Source organism: Gammaproteobacteria bacterium (assembly GCA_029884425.1).
GTDB lineage: Bacteria > Pseudomonadota > Gammaproteobacteria > S012-40 > S012-40 > JAOUHV01.
In genome coordinates this window covers 1-18,204 of the sequence record JAOUHV010000034.1, presented here as the reverse complement: position 1 = coordinate 18,204, position 18,204 = coordinate 1, and the positions used below count along the sequence as shown (strand labels likewise).

Annotated in this window: 22 protein-coding genes; 5 read left to right on the top strand and 17 right to left on the bottom strand. The window is 54.9% G+C overall.

Going from position 1 to position 18,204, the window contains the following annotated elements:
- Positions 1–117 precede the first annotated feature (117 nt).
- The 3 genes from OEW58_09785 to dapA are packed head-to-tail and all read right to left on the bottom strand — an operon-like array spanning position 118 to position 2,698.
- The gene (locus tag OEW58_09785) at positions 118–834 is read right to left on the bottom strand and encodes a phosphoribosylaminoimidazolesuccinocarboxamide synthase (protein MDH5301640.1); all 717 of its coding nucleotides are present in this window, start codon (positions 832–834) and stop codon (positions 118–120) included.
- 9 nt (positions 835–843) lie between these two features.
- Entirely contained in the window at positions 844–1,815 is a 972-nt protein-coding gene (gene bamC, locus OEW58_09780) for an outer membrane protein assembly factor BamC (GenBank protein MDH5301639.1), read from the bottom strand.
- Positions 1,816–1,822: 7 nt separating this feature from the next.
- Positions 1,823–2,698, bottom strand: coding sequence for a 4-hydroxy-tetrahydrodipicolinate synthase (gene dapA, locus OEW58_09775; GenBank protein MDH5301638.1), 876 nt, complete (start codon positions 2,696–2,698; stop codon positions 1,823–1,825).
- Positions 2,699–2,890: 192 nt separating this feature from the next.
- Here dapA and OEW58_09770 point away from each other — a divergent pair, with 192 nt between their 5' ends.
- Positions 2,891–3,358 (top strand): peroxiredoxin, encoded by a 468-nt coding sequence (locus tag OEW58_09770; protein ID MDH5301637.1) that lies wholly within the window; start codon positions 2,891–2,893, stop codon positions 3,356–3,358.
- 2 nt (positions 3,359–3,360) lie between these two features.
- Positions 3,361–4,770 carry a PhoH family protein gene (locus OEW58_09765; protein ID MDH5301636.1) on the top strand — a complete coding sequence of 470 codons (1,410 nt, stop codon included), beginning with the start codon at positions 3,361–3,363 and terminating at the stop codon, positions 4,768–4,770.
- A 57-nt stretch (positions 4,771–4,827) separates the two neighbouring features.
- Here OEW58_09765 and OEW58_09760 read toward each other — a convergent pair whose 3' ends face one another.
- From OEW58_09760 to OEW58_09745, 4 genes are read right to left on the bottom strand one after another with little or no spacing between them, the layout of a single operon-like run.
- Complete coding sequence (locus OEW58_09760) at positions 4,828–5,901, bottom strand: AI-2E family transporter (protein ID MDH5301635.1); 1,074 nt, start codon at positions 5,899–5,901, stop codon at positions 4,828–4,830.
- The gene (locus OEW58_09755; GenBank protein MDH5301634.1) at positions 5,898–6,251 is read right to left on the bottom strand and encodes a Crp/Fnr family transcriptional regulator; all 354 of its coding nucleotides are present in this window, start codon (positions 6,249–6,251) and stop codon (positions 5,898–5,900) included. The genes OEW58_09760 and OEW58_09755 overlap by 4 nt, the downstream gene beginning before the upstream one ends.
- A complete protein-coding gene (locus OEW58_09750; GenBank protein MDH5301633.1) occupies positions 6,251–6,988 on the bottom strand; it encodes a GMP synthase in 738 nt (245 codons plus the stop codon). The genes OEW58_09755 and OEW58_09750 overlap by 1 nt, the downstream gene beginning before the upstream one ends.
- Before the next feature lie 40 nt (positions 6,989–7,028).
- Positions 7,029–7,937 carry a selenium metabolism-associated LysR family transcriptional regulator gene (locus tag OEW58_09745; GenBank protein MDH5301632.1) on the bottom strand — a complete coding sequence of 303 codons (909 nt, stop codon included), beginning with the start codon at positions 7,935–7,937 and terminating at the stop codon, positions 7,029–7,031.
- Positions 7,938–8,027: 90 nt separating this feature from the next.
- On the opposite strand from OEW58_09745, the gene OEW58_09740 reads away from it, so the two are divergent.
- Complete coding sequence (locus OEW58_09740; protein ID MDH5301631.1) at positions 8,028–8,573, top strand: TM2 domain-containing protein; 546 nt, start codon at positions 8,028–8,030, stop codon at positions 8,571–8,573.
- 25 nt (positions 8,574–8,598) lie between these two features.
- Here the strand turns inward: OEW58_09740 and OEW58_09735 are convergent, their stop codons facing one another.
- Genes OEW58_09735 through OEW58_09720 form a run of 4 tightly spaced genes read right to left on the bottom strand, consistent with a single transcriptional unit; the run spans position 8,599 to position 12,577 of the window.
- Positions 8,599–9,798, bottom strand: coding sequence for a methyl-accepting chemotaxis protein (locus OEW58_09735; protein ID MDH5301630.1), 1,200 nt, complete (start codon positions 9,796–9,798; stop codon positions 8,599–8,601).
- Positions 9,799–9,858: 60 nt separating this feature from the next.
- Complete coding sequence (locus OEW58_09730) at positions 9,859–11,001, bottom strand: aldo/keto reductase (GenBank protein ID MDH5301629.1); 1,143 nt, start codon at positions 10,999–11,001, stop codon at positions 9,859–9,861.
- Entirely contained in the window at positions 10,998–12,176 is a 1,179-nt protein-coding gene (locus tag OEW58_09725; protein MDH5301628.1) for an acetoin utilization protein AcuC, read from the bottom strand. Before OEW58_09725 ends, OEW58_09730 begins: the two co-directional genes overlap by 4 nt.
- The gene (locus tag OEW58_09720) at positions 12,173–12,577 is read right to left on the bottom strand and encodes a hypothetical protein (GenBank protein MDH5301627.1); all 405 of its coding nucleotides are present in this window, start codon (positions 12,575–12,577) and stop codon (positions 12,173–12,175) included. The genes OEW58_09725 and OEW58_09720 overlap by 4 nt, the downstream gene beginning before the upstream one ends.
- An 84-nt stretch (positions 12,578–12,661) precedes the next feature.
- Between OEW58_09720 and OEW58_09715 the strand changes: the two genes are divergently transcribed.
- Positions 12,662–12,967 carry a hypothetical protein gene (locus OEW58_09715; protein MDH5301626.1) on the top strand — a complete coding sequence of 102 codons (306 nt, stop codon included), beginning with the start codon at positions 12,662–12,664 and terminating at the stop codon, positions 12,965–12,967.
- 58 nt (positions 12,968–13,025) lie between these two features.
- Here the strand turns inward: OEW58_09715 and OEW58_09710 are convergent, their stop codons facing one another.
- The 3 genes from OEW58_09710 to OEW58_09700 form a co-directional block, all read right to left on the bottom strand.
- Positions 13,026–13,493, bottom strand: a complete 468-nt coding sequence (locus OEW58_09710) for a hypothetical protein (protein MDH5301625.1) — start codon at positions 13,491–13,493, stop codon at positions 13,026–13,028.
- Positions 13,494–13,508: 15 nt separating this feature from the next.
- A complete protein-coding gene (locus OEW58_09705) occupies positions 13,509–14,048 on the bottom strand; it encodes a hypothetical protein (GenBank protein ID MDH5301624.1) in 540 nt (179 codons plus the stop codon).
- Between the two features lie 214 nt (positions 14,049–14,262).
- On the bottom strand, positions 14,263–14,544 hold the full coding sequence (locus OEW58_09700) for a rhodanese-like domain-containing protein (protein MDH5301623.1): 282 nt from the start codon (positions 14,542–14,544) through the stop codon (positions 14,263–14,265).
- A gap of 208 nt (positions 14,545–14,752) precedes the next feature.
- Here OEW58_09700 and OEW58_09695 point away from each other — a divergent pair, with 208 nt between their 5' ends.
- Positions 14,753–16,045, top strand: coding sequence for an HlyC/CorC family transporter (locus OEW58_09695; GenBank protein MDH5301622.1), 1,293 nt, complete (start codon positions 14,753–14,755; stop codon positions 16,043–16,045).
- Here the strand turns inward: OEW58_09695 and OEW58_09690 are convergent.
- From OEW58_09690 to OEW58_09680, 3 genes are all read right to left on the bottom strand, one after another.
- Positions 16,032–16,847 carry a ZIP family metal transporter gene (locus OEW58_09690; protein ID MDH5301621.1) on the bottom strand — a complete coding sequence of 272 codons (816 nt, stop codon included), beginning with the start codon at positions 16,845–16,847 and terminating at the stop codon, positions 16,032–16,034. The two genes, OEW58_09695 and OEW58_09690, sit on opposite strands and share 14 nt — an antisense overlap.
- A 28-nt stretch (positions 16,848–16,875) precedes the next feature.
- The gene (gene pgeF, locus OEW58_09685) at positions 16,876–17,619 is read right to left on the bottom strand and encodes a peptidoglycan editing factor PgeF (GenBank protein ID MDH5301620.1); all 744 of its coding nucleotides are present in this window, start codon (positions 17,617–17,619) and stop codon (positions 16,876–16,878) included.
- Positions 17,609–18,204: RluA family pseudouridine synthase (locus tag OEW58_09680; protein MDH5301619.1), on the bottom strand; the 596-nt coding region annotated here is incomplete at its 5' end. The genes pgeF and OEW58_09680, both read right to left, overlap by 11 nt.

The window sequence follows — 18,204 nt, the reverse complement described above, 5'->3', positions numbered from 1 at the left end:
AGCAGGCGCCACAAAATCAACTGCAACCACTTGTTTTTCGTAACGACGCAAGCACCGGCGCGTGTTTGTAAAAGAATGTTTCCTCTACCCAAAACCCGCCATTTTGGCGTAAACGCGCTAGCCTGGCAGCGTCATTCCCAAGCGGCGTGCGACCTCTTCATAGGCCTCAACCACACCACCCAGTCCCTGACGAAAACGGTCTTTGTCCAGTTTCTCACGGGTATTGGCATCCCACAGACGACAGCCGTCGGGACTAAACTCGTCGCCCAGCACCACCTCGCCTTTGAACACGCCAAACTCCAGCTTGTAATCCACCAACAGCATACCGGCATCCAGAAACAACTTCTTCAGCACGGCATTCACCTTGAAGGTCAGCTCTTTCATCTTGGCCAACTGCTCACGAGTTGCCCAACCAAAAGTCTCGGCCAGGGACTCGTTCACCATGGGATCGTGCAGCGCGTCATTTTTCAAAAACAGTTCGAAAGTCGGCGGATTCAGCTCCTGCCCTTCGGTCACGCCCAAACGACGCACCAAACTTCCCGCTGCGATATTACGCACCACACATTCAACCGGAATCATCTGCAGATTTTTAACCAGCGATTCATTGTCCGACAGACGTTTTTCCACATGCGTGGGAATACCTGCCTCGGACAGCTTTTGCATGATGAAGACGTTGAAGCAGTTGTTCACCATGCCTTTGCGCGCCAGCTTTTCGATTTTCTTTCCGTCAAACGCTGACGTATCGTCACGAAACTCGAGAATCAGATAATCCGGATTATCCGTCCTGAATACGGACTTGGCTTTACCGGCGTAGAGTTGTTCACGTTTTTCCATGAGGCGACCTTACTGCAATTTCTCGAACATGCGACCCAGAAAATCCCGAGCCGCTTTGGAATTATCCCGACCACCGGAGGCGGTCAGCACTTCAATTTGAGTCTCACTGCCACTGGAGCTCACGTGGAGATGATAAACCTCACGCCCCAAGCCTAACAGCGTGTGGCCTGGCGTAAAACCTTCGTCCACGCCCACCTTACCCAAGCGGATGACCAATTTGCCTGCGGCTTCGTTACGCTCTTCGACGATATAGCCCAAACGGTCCGCTGCACGAACCGCCAGCTTCCAGGCGCGATCGGCTGGCTGCTGAATGGTAATCGACGGAATCTCGGCATCCACGTCCAGCTTGGTGATAATTTTTTCTTTCTTGACCTGCCCCGCCAGCTCGTCGCTGCGCTCTTTGGACAAGCCCATGAACACCAGCATCTGGCCAAGCACTTCAATTTCCAGCTCAGGATCGTTAGGACGGCCCACCCAGACAGGTGCCATGCTGACATCGCCAAACGACTCGAACTGGCCACGATGCGTCAGGTACAGCAGCGTCACGCCGGGTTTGCTGCCAGGCTCAACCCTAATGCGGAATTTATCGCGGGCAAAACGGGTGTCGTAGTGTTTGACCCACTTGGTTTCCAGAATCCCCAGACTGCGGGTTTCCCAATCCAGATCGACGTTGGCCTGGGCAAAAAAATCCCGGGTCATTTGCCATACGGCGTCGGTGTCCGCCTCGACTTCCAGCCAGCGCAGTTGACCGTCGCGCTGCAAACGCACGCTACCGCCCTTGGCCAATACGGGTTCGCGGGCCAACATCGCACCGATCACCGGAATATCAAAATCATCCTTGATATCGGGATCCGTCAAATCCGGCGGCATTTCCAGCGGTTTCACGCTGGGCGCATGCTTGTAAAAACCGGGGTCACTGCTGGCGCATCCCGCCAACACGGCCACGCCAACCAACGTCAGAATAATTTTTGCTGATTTCATGCTGGCCCTACAGGATCTCCGCTTGACGCAATGCCTCGCGAACTGGCGCGTGGAATTTTTCAGACAGCGGCGTCAACGGCAGGCGAATCCCCAGACCAATCAAGCCCATTTCCGCCAACGCCCACTTCACAGGGATAGGGTTGGCCTCCAGGAATAAATTTTTGTGACACAACGCCAGTTTGGCGTCAATGCGGCGTGCAGTGGCAAAATCACCCGCCAGCGCAGCGGCAAATGCCTGATGCATGGCCTTGGGGGCCACATTGGCCGTCACCGAAATCGTGCCCTTGCCGCCCGCTTCGATCAAATCGATACCGGTGGCGTCATCGCCACTGTAGATCTCGATCTGGTCACCGCACAGCTCGCGGATGCGACGGACGCGGGAAATATCGCCCGTGGCTTCCTTGATGCCGACGATGTTACTGACGTCGGCCAGCCTGGCCACCGTTTCCGGCTGCATATCCACAGCGGTACGACCAGGTACGTTGTACAAAATCTGCGGAATGGCCACAGCTTTGGCAATGGCCTTGTAATGCTGCACCAAACCCTCTTGGGTCGGTTTGTTGTAGTAGGGCGTTACCAACAGGCAGGCGTCCGCGCCGCTGATCATGGCGCTGTGGCTCAGCTCAATGGCCTCGATGGTGTTATTGGAACCGGTACCGGCAATCACGGGAACACGTTTGGCAACCTTTTCCACCACAAACCGGACCACATCGCAGTGCTCCTTTTCGCTCAGGGTCGCAGACTCGCCGGTAGTACCGACGGCGACGATAGCGTCTGTGCCGTTGTCAATGTGGAATTCAACCAGGCGGTGCAAACCCTCGTAGTCCACGCTGCCATCATCGTGCATGGGCGTGACCAGGGCCACCATACTGCCATGAAACATGCTTTTCTCCCGCAATTCTTTCGGTAAAAGGCGAATGGTACTGGCCTGCCGAGCCCTTAGCAAGGCCGGAACAGGCTCAAAACATTGAATTTATTCCGCTATGGGTATGACGCCAATTGCAGCGTGGTATGATCATAGCATAACTATCAATAATCCATGAGCCATTCGTCTTACCTGAAGGAGTCCCCACCCATGAGCACCGTGGAGATAAACCAACAAATGCCGGATTTCACTGCGGCCGCGACCAGCGGGCAGACCGTCAAACTCTCCACACTGAAAGGTCAGAAAGTTGTCATTTACTTCTACCCCAAGGACAGTACCCCCGGCTGCACCACCGAGGGTCAAAATTTTCGCGACCAACACCCCGCCTTCGCCAAGGCGAACTGCGTGATCTTCGGTGTTTCTCGCGACAGCATGACTCGCCATGAAAATTTCAAGGCCAAACAGGCATTCCCTTTCGAACTTATCAGCGACGAGGATGAGTCGTTGTGCCGCCTGTTTGATGTGATCAAGGAAAAGAACATGTATGGCCGCAAGGCCATGGGTATCGAGCGGAGTACCTTTCTCATTGACGAGAAAGGCGTGTTACGCCAGGAATGGCGCAAAGTCAGCGTTAAAGGCCATGTGGACGATGTCCTCGAAGCAGTGAAAGGGCTATAAAAATGAACGAAAAACAAAACGACGTAAAACGCTTACTGGTCCTGGATACCAACGTGCTGATGCATGATCCAGGGTGTATTTTCCGCTTCCAGGAACACGATTTGTTCCTGCCCATGGTCGTCCTTGAAGAATTAGACAACAACAAGCGTGGTCACTCCGAAGTCGCGCGCAACGCTCGTCAGGCCAGTCGTTTTCTGGAAGAGCTGATCGGGCAGTGCCCTGATCATCATATTTCCCAGGGTCTGCCGCTGCCCACGACCACCAGTCTGGGCAATAGCGTGAGCAAGTCTGGCAAGCTGTTTTTCCAGACCCACATCATGGATGCCGACCTGCCCAAAGATCTGCCCGGCAACAAGGCCGACAACAGCATCCTGGGCATCGCGATGGCGCTGCAGAAAACCCATCCCGACCAGCCCGTCACCCTGGTCACCAAAGACATCAACCTGCGCATCAAAGCCGCGGCACTGGATATCAACGCCGAGGATTACTACAACGACCGGGTTGTTGAAGACGTCGACCTGCTGTACAGCGGTGCGCTGCAACTGGAAGACGACTTCTGGGACAAACACGCCGAAGGCATTCGCGCCTGGAAAGAAGCCGGTCACAGCTTCTATGAAATTCACGGCGACGACCTGTCCGAGTGGTACCCCAACCAGTACGTGCATGATAAACATGGCGAACTGGATGCCATCGTCCGCAAGGCCGACGGCGACAGCGTCACCATTGAAGTGCTCACCAATTACTTCCACGAAAAAAACAGCGTTTGGGGCATTCATGCCCGCAATCGCGAGCAAAACTTCGCACTCAACGCCCTGACCGATCCCAATATCGATTTCGTCAGTTTGTTGGGACAAGCAGGTACCGGTAAAACCTTGCTGGCACTGGCCGCTGGTCTGATGCAAACCCTGGATGAACGCCGTTACCAGGAAATCATCGTCACCCGCGTCACTGTTCCAGTGGGTGAAGACATCGGCTTCCTGCCCGGCACCGAAGAGGAAAAAATGACGCCGTGGATGGGCGCATTGCTGGACAACCTGGAGGTGCTCACTTTGCACCAGGACAGCGGCGAATGGGAAAAAGCCGCTACGGCGGAACTGCTGAAAAACCGCATCAAGATCCGCTCGCTAAACTTCATGCGTGGTCGTACGTTCCTGAACCGCTACGTCATCATCGACGAAGCGCAAAACCTGACCTCCAAGCAGATGAAAACCCTGGTGACCCGCGCCGGCCCCGGCACCAAAATCGTCTGCATGGGTAACATTGCCCAGATCGACACCCCATACCTGACCGAAACCACATCCGGTCTCACCTATGCGGTGGATCGCTTCAAAAACTGGCAGCACAGTGCGCACATCACCCTGCAACGGGGCGAGCGTTCTCGTCTGGCCGATTACGCGTCCGAAATTCTCTGACGCCAACGAAAAAGCCCCTGGCGAATATCGCCAGGGGCTTTTTTTGTTTTTGGGTCGCTACGCCGGCGGCGGTAACGGCCCCTCCGGCGGCTGCGGCCAGGCATTAAGCACCGCCTTGACCAGGGTTGCCAGCGGGATGGCGAAGAACACCCCCCACACTCCCCAGATGCCACCGAACACAATAATCGCCAGCACAATTGCCACTGGATGCAGCTTCACCGCCTCAGAGAACAGCAGCGGCACCAGCACGTTACCATCCAGCGCCTGAATCAGACCGTAAGCGGCCATCAGATAGAAAAACTCCGTGGTCCAACCCCACTGGAAAAATGCCACCAGCGCTACCGGAATGGTCACCAGCGTGGCGCCTACAAACGGCACCACTACCGAAATACCCACCAGCCAGCCCAACAAGGCCGCGTAGTTCAGCCCCATCAGCGCAAACACCAGCCAGGACACCGCACCCACGATCACGATTTCCACGATCTTGCCACGAATGTAGTTACCAATCTGCTGATCCATTTCAGCCCAGATCTGGCTTACCAGCGCATGGTCTTTGGGCATGTACTGTCCGGCCCAGCCCAGAATTTTTTCTTTGTCCTTGAGGAAGAAAAACACCAGCAACACGATCAGAATGGAGTACACCATCCAGGTAATGATGCCCTGAATCGATGCCAGCGAGGCTGCCCACATCCGTTGCCCCAGCGAACCCGCCTGGGAATTGATGCTGAGCATCATCTGCTCCACTTGCTCGGCGCTAATCAGGCTGGGATATTTTTCCGGCAATGTCATCAATATCTGCTGGATATGCTTCACCATCCACGGCATCTCAATGAAAAACCGCGTGATCTGTTCGTAAAGCAAGGGAGTCAGCACTGCCAAGGACAACACCATGCCACCCATGAACACCACAAACACACTGATCGCCGCTGGCTGGCGCTTTACCCCCAGCCGCTGCATGCGTAGCACAACCACTTCAAGCAGATAGGCGATCACCACCGCAATCAGCAGCGGCGCCAACATTTCGTTGAAAAAAATCACCAGACCAAACAAGGTCACCAGCACCAGCGCCAAAATCACCACCTGGGGATTGGTGAAATAGCGGTGATACCAATTAATTAGCCACTCAATCATTTCTGTTTCCCCAGGGTTTTCAGCCGCTCATAGTGCAGGGCAAACACTTGCTCCAGCTCGGCAATCACTTCCAGTTTATTTCGCCCTTGCATGACGTGCTGCGTCACCAGGGTAGAGGTTTCATCCAACATTTTGGCCTTGTCCAACATAGGGTAAGAGGCAGACAGACGCTTGATCGCGCCAACCACCGTTTCGCCGGGTTTGGGCGCAACCCATTGGGGCTCAGGTAATGCTACATCCTGTTCCTTCACCTGTTCGCGGAGGAAGCGGGCAAAATCAAGCACGCTGCCACGCTTGGCTTCATCAAGCTCGCGAAACAGGTTAATTAGCTGTTTTTCTTGGGATTTCATTATTCTTGCTTGAGATGGAAAACAGGTGGTTTGCGGCGTTCTTTCATCAAATCCAGAACAGATACCAGGGCCACAATCAGTCGGTCGGTGGTGTGCTGCGAATCCTGCCATTGCTCACGGGCAGTTTGCAATAGGTCGGCGATATTATCCGGTGTTTTTCTGCCTGCCTCCATGATCATGTCCTCAATCATGCCCGGCTTGAGTTCTGGCCGAAATAGCAATCCCACCAAGTGTTCGGAGGGGCGAATGGCAATCCAGCGCCCCTGATCATCCACCAGCAGCGGCAACACACCCTCTGGCAAAGCCACCGAGCCATTGGCCATCACCAGTACCTTGCGCCCTGCCACCGCCTGCGCAATGGGATCTTGCTCGGCCCCCGGGGCAATATGCGCCGTCGTCCAGTACGCGTTATGGAACGGCTGGTCGCTGGGCTGACCACCTGCGTACTGGGCCAGCAATAATGCTCCAAACCCCAAACCCACTACCGGTCGCTTGGCTTTTTCAAAACTGGCGATCAGGCGCAATTCATCCGCCAGCCAGGGCATGTGTTCGCTGTCACCCACCGGCCAACTGGCACCCAACAGAAACAGCGCATCGAATTGAATGGCAGAGCCGGGCATATCCTGTCCCACAAAGGGCCGGACGTAGCTGAAGCCAATATCCCGCTTCTCCAGTTGCCCTTCGATCAGACCCAGAAATTCACTGTAGTTGTGTTGGATAACTGCGTAATTTTTCATAGCCGACTCCCTGGGGCAAGGATGAACCGGAGCGCGCTAATCAATCGACGCCTGGATGTTCTTTGCAGTAGTCGCGCGCGAACTCCAGCAGTTCTTCCATCGCACGCTGGCGGAATTTTTGTTTTTGATGCACAAACGAGAAGGGACGATCCAATGGTGGATCCAGCGGAATCGCTACCAGCGTTTGCAGTTTGAGTTCTTTGCTCAGGGTCGCACGCGACAGCACGGTGATACCGATGCCCGCTTCTACCGCCCCTTTGATGGCTTCGGAGCTGCCCAGTTCCATGATGACGTTCAGCTCCGTGGTGTTCAGACCCACCTCGGCCAGATAATCCAAAATGACTTCGCGAGTGCCCGAACCTTCTTCGCGACAGATGTACGGGTATTCGAGCAACTCATGCGGGCTGATTTTCTGCCGCTGCGCCAAGGGATGATCCGGCGGCACAATCGCCACCAACTGATCTTCCTTGCACAATTCCACTGCCAGGTTCTTGTTGGCAACAGGCGCTTCAACCACGCCCAGATCGATGACATTGTTCTCAACCATGGAGACAATGCCTTCGGTGTTGGAGACTTTCAAGCGCACACTGACATCAGGGTATTTATCTTTAAAATCACCCAGCAGTGCCGGCAACATGTATTCCGCAATCGTGGTGCTCGCACCAATGATCAGCACGCCACTGACTTCGCCGGTCAGCTCACGCACTGAATTTTCCATGCGCGCATACAGATCAAAAATTTCGCCGGCGTATTCGTACACACGCCGCCCCGCTTCGGTCAGGCTGATACGATTGTGGGTGCGATCAAACAGGCGAGTATTGAAATGTTCTTCCAGCTGTCTAACCTGGAACGTCACGGCGGGCTGCGTCATATGCAGCGTTTCCGCAGCTTTGGTGAAGCTTAACAACTTAGCTACTGTGTGAAAGACCTGAAGTCGCCGATCGGCCATGGTGTCCTTCTGGCGTGAGGAAGTTAATCCAATGATAATATCAACTAATATGCTAAATTCAAACCGTTTATTGGCCAGCGAGAAATGTGCATGAACAAAGCGTGGAAATCACTGGATCTGGAAGGCGGCGGACTGCAAACCATTAACCAGGCACTCACCGCCCGCATGAAACATCACCGTGCTGCTTATGCACTTTGGCTGCTGTTCCCCCTCGGACTGCATCGTTTTTATCTGCAGCAATTCGCGCCGGGCGTGTTTTTGATTTTGCTTGCTGATGCATTGGCCTTGTTCGGCGGAATGCTTTTTTCCATGCTACCTGGCTGGGTGTTTCTGCTGCCGCTGTTGGCTGTGGGAATCTACGAGGCGATCTGGATTGATCGTCGCGTTAGTGCTTACAACAAAGAGCTACGGATGAAACTGTATCTGCGTCACGATCATGCGCCGCCGGCCCATTACCAGGGACGCGTCATCGACAATGAGCAACTCATCGAATCGTTTCAGCAGGAAAAAGAACAGGAGACCGTGGGAGGAACTGCAAAAGCTGCTGCACCAACCCTGGGAAAACAGCACATTTTGTCGTTTGCCGAACAGGAAAAACTTCTCAGAGAAATGAAAAAGCCGCGCGACCATCGCTAAGATCACAAACCACCATTTGCATCCATCACGAGTGATCGCGCACCAAACGGAATTGCGCCAGTAACTCGTGCAGTTCTGTAACCAATCCCACCAACTGCTGCGCGTTGGTCGAACTGGTTTGCGCCGATCCCACCACTTGCGTTGTGCCTTGCTGAATCATGATGACGCTGCGCCCCACATCGCCAGTCACCAGTTTTTGTTCGTTCATCGCGTTAGCAATTTGGGTATTCATTTCACTGATCCGCGCAATGGAGCCGGTAATTTCCGCCAGCGCTTCGGCCACTTCGGCAACGCGCTCCACGCTCTCGTCGGTTTTGCTGCGCGCCGCACTCATCGCGTTCACCGCACTACCGGTTCCTGCTTGAATGCGTTCGACCATTGCCTGAATTTCTCGCGTGGATTCGTGGGTTCGACTCGCCAGGGTTCGAACCTCATCAGCCACCACCGCAAACCCCCGCCCTTGCTCACCGGCACGCGCCGCTTCAATGGCGGCATTCAATGCCAGCAAATTGGTTTGTTCGGCAATGCTTTGAATCACGCTCAACACGCTACTGACATTTTCACTGTCTGCCACCAAGCGCTGCACCACCTCACCAGCGGCCTGTACCTGATTCGACAGATTATCGAAATCACCGATCGAGGCAGAAATCACCTGTTTGCCTCTGTCTGAGGCCTGATCCACCTGCCGGGCAGCCGTCGCTGCATCCGTCGCATGACTCGCGACCTCTTGTACCGTGGCTGACATTTGCGCCATCGCCGCTGCCACCTGATCAGTCTGTCGCTGCTGCTGCTCAATCTGCGCAGCCATATTGCGTGAATCGTTAGAGATATCCTGACTGGCGGCCATCAATTGTTTGGCGGCCTCATCAATTCTTGCCAGGTCCTGCCTGAGGTTATCAGCCATTTTGTTGACACTATCTGCAATCACGCCCAGCACGTCATTGCTCTGCAAACTGCACTGAAAGGTCAGGTCACGATTGCCCACGGCATTGGCAACCTCAGCCAGTTTTTCCAAGCGTTTGACCAATACGGTTTTGACCAGGGAATAATTCACTAAGCCAATGGAAACGCCCGCAATCCAGCAACTTACGGAAAACAACCAAAACATCCCGTCATGCACGGTGACAAACATTTGCGCATAAAACGGAAACACCACGCCCATCAGCATGCCGAAACCCATGCATGCCCAGAATAGACGGCGCAGTACGCTACTGCCTTGTTTCATTAACTACCTCCTCGTATCACCACAGAACTTCAGCAAGGAGTGTGCCCAGATACCTGAGACCTATGTCCGCTGATACATCGCCAGATAGGTCTCGCGCTTGAGCACCGCCCGCGCCGCCACCGCCAGCAGATCCTGCAAATGCTCGGCGCGATGTACGCCCACCAGCGCGGTGCCGATACCCGGCGTCGAACGGCAAAACTGCAGCGCCCGTTGCGCCGAATTGGCCAAGGTCGGCGTCGCCAGCAACAACGCTTCACTGCTGTACTGCGCCAGCCGTCCCTTCATCAGGCTGTGACTGCCCATCACATACAGTTTTAGCTGCCAGGCAGCCTGCAAGGTCGAAGCGATATTGTCCTGGCCGGTGGCCTGATTGAAGCGGGTAAAACCTTCGTTCATCACCTGATTGAACGGCAGTTGCACCAGACGAAAATGATGCTTGCCATCATTCTTGCCGGTGACTTGTTGTGCAGCCTTTTCTGCCAGCCCCATCATTGAGGTCAGTGACTGAAACAGCGGATGATCGGTTTCCACCCGAAAACCATCGAAGGTGGAAATGCCGTAGTAGCGTAACCGCCCTTCGGCCACCGCCTGCTCCAGTTGCACGAACACGGACAGCAGTCGCTGATTGAGTTTTTCCTTGCCGATGCGTTCGATGTGGACTTCCGGCTGATCCACCAAAAATGCATCCAGCGTCTCCAACCCCAGCAACTGGCGCGACAAATCCAACTGATAGTTGATGTATTGCGGTGTCAGCAGATGCGCGCCTTTGGCCAGGTCGTCCATCGTGCCCAAACCAGCCTGCACGATTTCCTTTTCAAACCAAGCGGCCATGTCCGCAGGACGACCACCACGCAGGGTCAAAAATCCGCCTTTGGAAACCACAAACATTGCCTCGCGCGGCACGCCCCCGGCCATCGCATCACGAATACCGGCACCGATCGCCGCCAGCGAACGACCGTAGCGATAGTGCGCAGCGGTATCGATCACATTCACGCCCTGTTGCAGCGCCTGACTGACTAATTGCCCCAGCACCGCATCCTGCTCGCTGCTGGCTTCGCCGGGAAACGTCCCCAGCCCCAGCGAACTCAGCTGAATCCGGGTTTTGATAAATTCACTGAAATGCCCCTCACCCACCTGGCCGGCATGCGCATTCGCGTACGCGCCAGTGGCTTCTGGCGTGGCCCAACCTGGAATCAGATTCATGAAACTGCCTCGACGGTTTGAAACAACGGATGCTCCCGCAACAGTTGCGCCAGGCGGTCGCGAACCTCGTCGCGAATCGGCCCGGTTTGAGGCGGATCGATGCGCGACTGGAACAACTGCGGAAAATAATCCTCATCTTCGTCCTGATCCCAGTCCACCGCCCGCAACAATTGCTGCGCCTGTACAGGCAGCGCCAGCGGTAAATCCCGCCCCGACAACAAACCCCACACACCCGTCCAGCAGCGCGCCAAGGCCAGCGGGTGATAACCGCCGCCACCGAGCACCGCCAGTCGCGGCACGTTATTCTCTCCGCGCGGCGAATGCGTGATGATTTGCTCCACTACCCGTAAAAACTGCTGGGTCGAGATACGAAATTTTCCCAACGGATCAGGTCGCAAAATATCGGTGCCCGCCTGCAGCACCACTGCATCCGCAGCAAAATGCTGCAGCACTTTGGGCCACAGCGCCGAAAACACCGCATCGTATTCCGCATCATGCACATCACGCGGCAAGGGCAAGTTCAGCGCATTTCCCAACGGACCACTGTCCTCGATGCGACCACCGGCGAACGGATAGGCGTAGTCCGTATCCATGTGCAGCGATACGGTCAGTACCTGCGGATCATCGGCAAAAGCCAGCTCCACACCGTCGCCATGATGGGCATCGATATCGAGATAAATCACCCGCCATCCCTGACGACGCAAACGCAAAATCGCCAGCACCGGATCATTGAAAAAACAAAAACCGCGCGCCTGATCCGCGCGGGCATGATGCATTCCGCCCGCCGGGCTAAACGCCATGCGTCCGGCGATCACCTGCTCGGCCGCAGCGATACTGCCACCGGTCGCGGTTGCTGGCGTCGAAAACATATTGCTGAAAAACGGATTCTCCAGCGTACCCAATCGATAGCGCTGACGGAATTCGGCGGGCACCTGTCCCTCGGATTCGCAGCGCTGCAGGGCCGCCACATAGTCGGCGGTGTGAAATTGCTGCAACTGTTCGACACTGGCCTGGGGCGACGGCAAATACTCGTCCGCACTCATCGCGTCGTAGGCGTGAATCAAATCGGTAGTCAACGAGACCCGGGGAATCGCCAGCGGGTGATTGGCGCTATAACGGTGGCCCCGATAGCGATCAGAGCCGATGAATCGGGCCACACGACGCGGCGGGTTCAATCGTCCACCGCAGCTTGTTCCATGCGTGAATGCAGATACAGGTAAATGTGCCGCGTAGTGCGCACTGCCATGCGCTCGGCCCGGGGCGGCAAGGCGTCGTCGCGCTGCTCGTTCAGGCAGTTGCGGTAGTACACCAGCTCGCGCACGTTATCGCGCACGGCATTCAGTGACGGGTCACCTTTGACGAAGGCTTTGTGGGCACTGAGCAAGTCCACCGAGTCCTGCATGTCACAGCCACGAAACTCGCCGAAGCCATCCAGCATCTGTTTGACCAGGGGCTCCAGTTGGTCCAGCAGCTCGACCAGCGGCGGCAAGGCGTTGCCCTGCAGGTCCGCCTCCAGCCCCAGCAAAACATCATCCACCAGCGCCAACTTTTGCTGCAAAATTTTATGTTTATCCATTGTGCTCACCGGCCGCTAAAGAGATATCAGCAAACATTAGCATATAACGCTACGCTAATTAACGACTGCAAAAAGGAGATCTTTATGTCCGTACGCATCCAGAGTGTGAAACTTAACCATTTGGAATACAACACAAATCGTGATCCAAAATCGTATCGCCGCCATCCGGGCGAAGACTTTTCACTGGCGGCCCGCCTGACTGGCCAGGGCACCGCCAAGGTCCGTTTTGAGGTCGGCGGCAAGGTGGTTTGCGAGCAGGCCGTCACCTTGCCCGGCAGTTTCCAGTGCCAAACCAAGTTTGACCAGTGCGGAACCTACCTGGGCAAACTGGTGGTTGATGGCGGCAGCGAACAACCCCTGCGGCTGGATGTGGTGGAGCATCATTGGTAGTCCGACAATAAAAAACGCCCCGGAAGTCCGGGGCGTTGTCTCTGTCGAGCAAAGCAACCTAGCAAGCGTTGATACGCTTCTTATCGATTTCCTTCGCTGGGGCTTTACCCTCTCTTTCCGTCATGTATAGGTCGAAATAGCCCTTGCCATATGTGACTTCGACGCCGTAGCTCGCTCCTTTTTTCGGCGAAATTGCAGATTCGACACGGGTTGAGCCCGTACGTTGCAGCATGGTCGAATGCTCGAAAACCACCTCGAGATAACTCATTCGGTCGGTAGGCAAGCCGATGATCTTTTTGTTCTCATCTAATTTCACCTTCCCTTCGATTTGAAATTTACAACCTTCCGTAATGGTATAGATAAACATCGTTGCCTTCGTACTGGACAGTGGTCCAGTGCTTATTTTGGTGATCACCTCAATATTGTTTTCTGGCGTACTCTGGTAATTTTTAACGCTGGCGCAACCAGACAAAGCTAATAGCGGTATCAGCAATAAAGGTAAAAAATGTCTCGTCATCAATTCCATGACATGACCTCCGTGTTAGCCATTGGCCAAGTCAGGACAACCGCGGATACTGCCGTCAGCCCAACCTTTCAGCGCGGTAACGATTTTTTCATAGGGATTAAAAATTCCCATCTTGGCATAGTAAAGGTCAAGGTTTGTATTCGACTTACCTGAAGATTTTATGTCGGCAAGGACAATAAACATACCGTCATTTGGCATGTCTGGTTTTACTAATGTAAACGCCCCTTCTTCCTTAACCTGAAGCGCAATTTCCACGTAATTCTTTTTGACATTTACCGACGGTTTATAGGTTATGTACTTAATAATCTCTCCGCCGTTCGACATAGTAGTCGTTGATTTAATTTTCACACTTAAACATTGATTTGCTTTGTCAGAAAGATTTTTTGAAACATCATTGAACGGTTTACTTACTGAATACACTTCCGTTGGCTTGCCATTACCTTCCAATACTCCCTGGCGCAGTTCCTCCGTCGTCATCGGAACCTTCATCATCATTCCACAGGCACTGGTCAAAGTAGCTACAGCCAATACCGATGCTAACGTCTTAATTTTCATACACTCTCCTTGGTCACGTTTATCGATCCTGAGCCAGGGATTTCGACCAAAAAAGATGCTAACTTAAGTTTTCCCTCCCCCAACAACCTACGGATCTAGCATAACCAGATTAAAACTGCGGATTTAGCAGCAAAGATGCCAAAACGGCGCAGAGAACCGCAAAAACAAAAAGGGAGGCCAAGCCTCCCTTTTTTATTCCGATCGGCAGTGCCAATCAGCTCATGTACTGCCGCGCCGAGCAGACATTGTGTACCGAGGAAAATCCCAGTTGCTGTAACACATTTTTGGCCTGGGCACTGCGCATGCCGCTGGCGCAATAAACCACCACGGGCTTGTCGGCGCTCAACATGTCACGCGCAATCTGCGCCAGGGCCTGCAGAGGAATATTGACCGCACCGGGTGCCCCATCAGCCGCATATTCGTGTGGTCCACGCACATCCACCAACTGAGCCCCTTCAGCCACCAATGCCCGCGCTTCTGATCCACTGATAAACATAATTTCTAGACTCCACGATAATAATCCCAATGACTTATATATTAGCGTTTGCTTATTCTTGATTCAAGAGAGAGACTGCGCAAAACTGCAAACCACTTGACACTTTCCCCCGAAAATCCTGTAATTAGCCGATGATGGATCATCAATATCCCACGCCCAGCAGGGGCACTCGCACTCTTACCGACCGTTTTCCTGGAGTTCTACAACCTTGAACGATATCCCCTTAAGTGCGCTATTCATCGCGCTTGGAATCCTGTTGCTGTTATCCGCGTTTTTCTCCAGTTCCGAAACCGGACTGATGACGCTCAACCGCTATCGCTTACGCCACCTGGCCAAAATTGGTCATGGCGGAGCCAAGCGGGCAGAAAAGTTACTGCAACGCCCCGATCGCCTGATCGGCATGATTTTGATCGGCAACAACTTCGTCAACATTCTTGCCTCGTCCCTGGCCACGATTATCGCCATGCGCCTGGGCGGTGAGGCTGGCATCGCCATTGGCGCAGGTTTGCTCACCTTAGTGCTGCTGATTTTTGCTGAAGTTGCGCCCAAAACCCTGGCAGCAATGCACCCTGAACGGATTGCGTTTCCGGCAGCGTACATTCTGGGACCATTACTCACCATCCTTTACCCGGTTGTCTGGGTGATCAACTCGCTGGCCAATGCCTTGCTGCGTCTGCTGGGCGTTGACACCAAAAATTTATCTGGCGATCAAAGCCTCAGCCATGAGGAGTTGCGCACGGTATTGCACGAGGCCGGCGGCATGATCCCCAAGCGCCACCAGAAAATGCTGGTGAGCATTCTGGATCTGAACAAAGTCGCGGTCGAAGACATCATGGTGCCGCGCAATGAAATCACCGGCATTGATCTGGAAGATGATCTGCCAGAAATTGTCGAGCAAATGAGCCACAGTCACCACGCACGCCTGCCGGTGTATGAGGGCGACATCAACAATGTCATCGGTGTGGTCAATCTGCGCCACGTACTGCATCTGTTGGGCCGCGAAGATTTTGACAAAGCCATGTTGCGGGAACTGCTGACCGCCCCATATTTCATTCCCGAAGCCACCCCGCTGACCACGCAACTGCTGAATTTCCAGCGCGAGGAAGAACGCGTGGCAATGGTAGTCGATGAATATGGCGACATTCAGGGTCTGGTCACCCTGGAAGACATTCTGGAAGAAATCGTCGGCGAGTTCACCACCGATCCGTACGCCACCAGCCGCGACATTCATCCGCAGGATGATGGCAGCTACCTGGTGGACGGCGGCGTCAACATCCGTTCGCTCAATCGACAAATGGATTGGCAACTACCGGAAGATGGTCCCAAAACCCTCAATGGTGTGATTACCGAATACCTGGAAATCCTGCCCGAACCGGGCACCAGCGTGAAAATCAACGGCTATCCGATTGAAGTGGTTCAGACCAGTGGTAATGCGGTAAAAACCGCCCGCATCAACGCCAACCTGCGGGCAGTTCCTAGCAAAGAAGTCAGTGAAGGTTAGAATGGGCGGCGAAAATCGTCGCCACGCCCAGTGAGATCAGCAGCACCTGCTGCACACCATCACGAGCGGAAGTGCGTTTGTGCAGTGACGGAATCAAATCCGCCACTGCCACGTATATGAAACTCGCCGCCGCAACTGCCAGCACGTAAGGCAAGAATGGCTCGGCGGCAGACAGGCTGAAATACGCCACCAAGCCCCCCAGTACCGTGGTCAGGCTGGACAGCACGTTGTACAACAACGCCTTGGCGCGGGTAAATCCGCTGTTGAGCAACACCGCAAAATCACCAACCTCTTGCGGAATCTCGTGAGCCGCCACCGCCAGAGCCGTCACCATCCCCAGATGAATGTCGGTCAAAAACGCTGCCGCAATCAAAATTCCATCAACAAAGTTGTGCGACGCATCACCGAACAGCACCAGCGAACCTGACAGCTTGTTATTACCGTGATGATGATGGTCATGATCATGGTGGTGATCGTGCGTGTCTTCCGGGGTATGCACCTCGCAGGCAGCCGAATGGCAGTGACGCCACAGCACCAGTTTTTCCAGCAGAAAAAACACCAGGATGCCAATCAGCACGGCGAACGTGATGTTGTGCGAGTCGGTCACAAATTCAGATTCCAGCGCGTGTGGCAACAAGCCCAAAAACGCGGCGCCCAACAACGCGCCGATCGCGTAGCTCACCAGGTGTGGCAGACTGCGGCGACGGATGTGTTCAGGAAATAACAGGTAAACGCTGGCAGCCAGTACACTGAGTACGCCACCGAGCAAACAGAAGATCAGAATCCAGGAAAGTGTCGTCATAATTTCTCCGGGCCGGCATAATACGCTTTTAGCCGCCGTTGTCCAGCCATATCAATGAGGCCATTCGACCGGTGCGTGATTGCCGCCGGTAGGAGAAAAAACAGTCAGGCTGACTGAACGTGCAGTACTCGCCGCCGTAAATCGCGTCCACGCCACAGGCTTGCAGCCGCAAGCGCGCCAACGCATATAAATCCGCCAGAAAATGCCCGGGACGATTGACAACAAATGCCTGCGCCGCCTGAGCTTGGTGATCGACAAACGCCTGGCGCACTTCACCACCCACTTCAAACGCGGCAGGTCCGATGGCCGGCCCCAGCCAGGCTAATAGTTTTTCCGGTGCCACGTCCATTTTGCTGACAGTTTGCTCCAGCACGCCGTTCACCAGCCCTCGCCATCCGGCATGAGCTGCGGCCACGCTGCGGCCGTCACGGTCACAAAACAGCACCGGCAGACAGTCCGCCGTCATCACCGCACACACCACGCCGCGCGCATGGGTGTAAGAGGCATCGGCTACCGCGCCCACCTGCCCCGGCCCGGCGGGCACCGCAACCGTGCCATGCACTTGTTGCAGCCACACCGGCTCTGCCGGCAGTCGCAGGGAATCACGCAGCAGGCGACGATTTTCCAGTACGTGCGCAATGTCATCACCCACGTGATCCGCCAGATTCAGTCTATCGTAGGGTGCGACACTCACCCCACCGGCGCGGGTGGTGGTCAAGGCACAAACCCCAGTCGGGGCCGGCCAGTTAGGGCGCATCAACTCAGTAATCATCGGGGCTCAAATCTGCGGCATCACGTTCCAGCACAGCGATCAGATCCAGCATGTCCTGTGGCATCGGCACTTCCCAGGACATGTGCTCGCCGCTTTCCGGGTGAATAAAACCCAGCTTGGCCGCATGCAGCGCCTGACGCTTAAAGCCGCGCAAGGCGGTTTTAAGTTCTTCGCTCGCCCCGGCAGGAATACGCAGACGACCACCGTACAGGGTATCGCCCACCAGCGGATGACGCAGATAGGCCATATGCACCCGGATCTGGTGGGTACGGCCAGTTTCCAGATTGACCCGCAGCAAACAGTGGCCGCGATACTTGCCCAGCAGTCGGTAATGGGTTACCGCTTCCTTGCCGTGATGTACTACCGCCTGACGGGTACGCTGGGTGGGATGACGGTCAATGGGCTTGTTTACCGTGCCACCGCCGGTCACCAAGCCGTTGATGATGGCGCGGTACTCGCGTTCAAACGCCCGCTCTTGCAACTGCTCCACCAGATGAGTGTGCGCCTTGAAACTCTTGGCAATCACCAACAAGCCGGTGGTGTCTTTATCCAGGCGGTGAATCACGCCAGCGCGCGGCAGGGTTT